This window comes from Microbacterium sp. K36 (genome assembly GCF_004794355.1).
Taxonomy (GTDB): Bacteria; Actinomycetota; Actinomycetes; order Actinomycetales; family Microbacteriaceae; genus Microbacterium; species Microbacterium paraoxydans_D.
The window spans coordinates 1-2,487 of the sequence record NZ_SSDN01000070.1; the positions used below are offsets into that span (position 1 = coordinate 1).

Sequence of the window (2,487 nt, forward strand, 5' to 3'; positions counted from 1 at the left end):
CATCGATCGGGACGCCGTCCTGGTCCACCTCGATGACCGGCATGGCACCGGTCACCGGAGCGGTCCCGCCTTCTCCGCCAGCTCGGCATTCTCCGCCGAGACGACGGTGTTGATCGCCGTCTCGCTCGCTCTCACCGGTTGCAGCGCGATCAACAGCATCCTCGGCGGGACTCAGCTGGAGCTCCCCGTGACGCTTCCCATCACGATCGGCGGGAACGCGATCTCCGTCGTCGGCGAAAGCACGGTGACCGATCCCGGCACGAACCCCGGAACGGACCCGGGCACGGATCCGGGCACTGATCCCGGAACGGACCCGGGCACCGACCCCGGCACCGACCCCGGCACGGACCCCGGCACCAACCCCGACACCGACCCCGGAGTGAACCCGGGAACGACGCCGAGCACCGGAGCCGGCATGACCAGCATGCCCTGGGCTGCGGGTGCCGCCGCGACGGGTGAGGCCACCGGCCTCGCGATGACCGGTGGCGCCTCGGCCGCGTGGCTGTGGGCCCTCGCCGCTCTCCTGCTGCTGGGAGGTGCGGGCCTGCTGCGCCGTCGCACGGCGTAGGCGCTGAGCCCCGGCGGCGGCGATGTCCTCGGGGGAGGAGACTCGCCCCCGCCGGTGCGCGGCAGCGTCCGCACGTGCGGTGCAGCCCTCGCTGCGCTTCCTCTGCCGAGCGTGACCGCCGCGCAAACGGCGGATGCCCCGTGGTCCCCCCACCGCGGGGCATCCGTGCGCCCGTTCTGCGGACGCACGGGACGCGATGCGGGGGCTTAGCCGAGCTCCTGGAGATCTGCCGTCATGTCGCCGCCTGCGTCTCCGGTGTTGACCGTGCCCTTCGGCTCGAAGAGGATCGCCTCCACCTCTTCCTCGGCTTTCGGGCAGTGCTCGACGCCCCGGGGCACCACGAACACGTCGTTCGGGTTCAGGACGACGTCGCGGTCGCGGAGCTGGATCGTCAGGCGTCCGCTCACCACGAAGAACAGCTCGTCGGTCTCGGGATGCGTGTGCCAGACGAACTCCCCCTGCAGCTTCACGACCTTGACGTCGTAGTCGTTGACGCTCGTCAGCCGGTGCGGCTGCCAATGCTCGTGGATGGTGGACAGGGCCTCGTGCACATTGCGAACGTCGTCCGTCATGGCCAGCAGCCTATCCTCACGGCGGGGCGATCAACCCGTCGGCGTCGATGACGGCGACACTGCCCGGGAAGTCCCGCCGGCCGCGCTCGTCCATCAGGGCACCGGCCCGACCGGTCGGATCGGGCTCCGGGGCGCCGCCGTCGGCCCCCAAGCGGATCGAGCGGACCTGTCCGCCGAGAAACGTTCCGTCGGCACGGAGACGGACCGACAGGTAGGCGCCGAAGCGGGTCTCCTCCTCGGCCCCGAAGACGCCCCCTCCCGCGAAGTTGCCCAGGCTGTAGGCGATGAGGCGGCCGCGGTAGAACTCCGCACCCCGGACGACGTGCGGGCCGTGCCCGACCACCAGATCGGCCCCGGCGTCGACGGCCGCGTGCGCGAACGCCTGCGGATCGCCCCGGTTCTCCCCGAAGCTGAGCTCGGTCCCCCCGGTGACCGCGTCGGCCTCCGGTCCCTCGGCGCCCATGTGCGCGTGGACGACGACGAGGTCGGCCTGCTCCGCCGCCGTACGCACGACCTGACCGACGTGGCGGAGGTCGGTGACCCGGTTGAATCCCCCATACGGCGCGAAGCCGACCAGGGCCACGGTGGTCTCCCCGACCCTCGTCACGACGACCTCGTTCCGGTCCCCGACGGCGTCCATGCCCTCCGCGCGCAGAACGGCCCTCGTCTCGTCGACGCCCTCCCGGCCGAAGTCGTGACTGTGGTTGTTCGCCTGATTGAGCACGTCGAAGCCGCGCAGCGCCGCAGCGGCATCCGGCTCGCTGCGGAACGCGAGGCAGTGGTCGCTCCCGCCGCACTTGTCGACGCCGGTGTCCGCCGCGATCACCTGCTCCAGATTGCCGGTGACGAGGTCCTCGGTGGACCAGGGGCGTACCTCGTCGAAGGTCGATCGCCCGCGATCCGCCGGGATTCCGCGCGACGCGTCGTACAGCAGGATGTCGCCCACGGCGCCGATGCTGACTTCTCCCTCGCTGGTGGCGGCGCGGTCGATGATCGCGGAAGGCCGAGCGGGGATCGCCGCTGCCGCGGTGACGGCGAGGCCGACCCCCAGCAGTGCCAGCACCGCGACCGGGGTCCGCCAGGGGACTCTGCGTGGCGCGCCGTCGACCGCGGCCCGCCGACGAGGCAGATCCCACAGCCAGGCGAGTCCGTCGCGAGCGGTGAGCCGATCGAGGCCGATGCACGCGGCGACGAGACCCGCCGTGAGCACGATCGGGAGCAGGAGGGCCGCGATCAGCTGCACCGCCTGCCCCGCGTCGGACAGCACTCCCACGAGCGCGGCGTCGGCGAGCGCGAGCAGCGGCATGTGCAGGAGGTAGATCGGCAGGGTGCGGACGCCGAGCGCCG

At 72.1% G+C, this 2,487-nt stretch carries 2 protein-coding genes and 1 pseudogene; 1 reads left to right on the forward strand and 2 read right to left on the reverse strand.

Annotated features, from left to right (window positions below; translation table 11 throughout):
* A pseudogene (locus tag DW296_RS07905) lies at positions 1 to 568 on the forward strand (hypothetical protein); the annotation flags it as partial.
* Positions 569 to 774: 206 nt separating this feature from the next.
* Here the strand turns inward: DW296_RS07905 and DW296_RS07910 are convergent.
* Together DW296_RS07910 and DW296_RS07915 are read right to left on the reverse strand one after the other, a co-directional pair.
* On the reverse strand, positions 775 to 1,140 hold the full coding sequence (locus DW296_RS07910) for a cupin domain-containing protein (protein WP_136051784.1): 366 nt from the start codon (positions 1,138 to 1,140) through the stop codon (positions 775 to 777).
* 16 nt (positions 1,141 to 1,156) lie between these two features.
* On the reverse strand, positions 1,157 to 2,487 hold a 1,331-nt coding region (locus DW296_RS07915; RefSeq protein WP_136051785.1), incomplete at its 5' end, for a CapA family protein.

What these genes read in the sequence shown, in the direction of transcription:
- DW296_RS07910 (WP_136051784.1), bottom strand. Translation starts at nt 1,140, where the DNA reads ATGACGGACGACGTTCGCAATGTGCACGAGGCCCTGTCCACCATCCAC.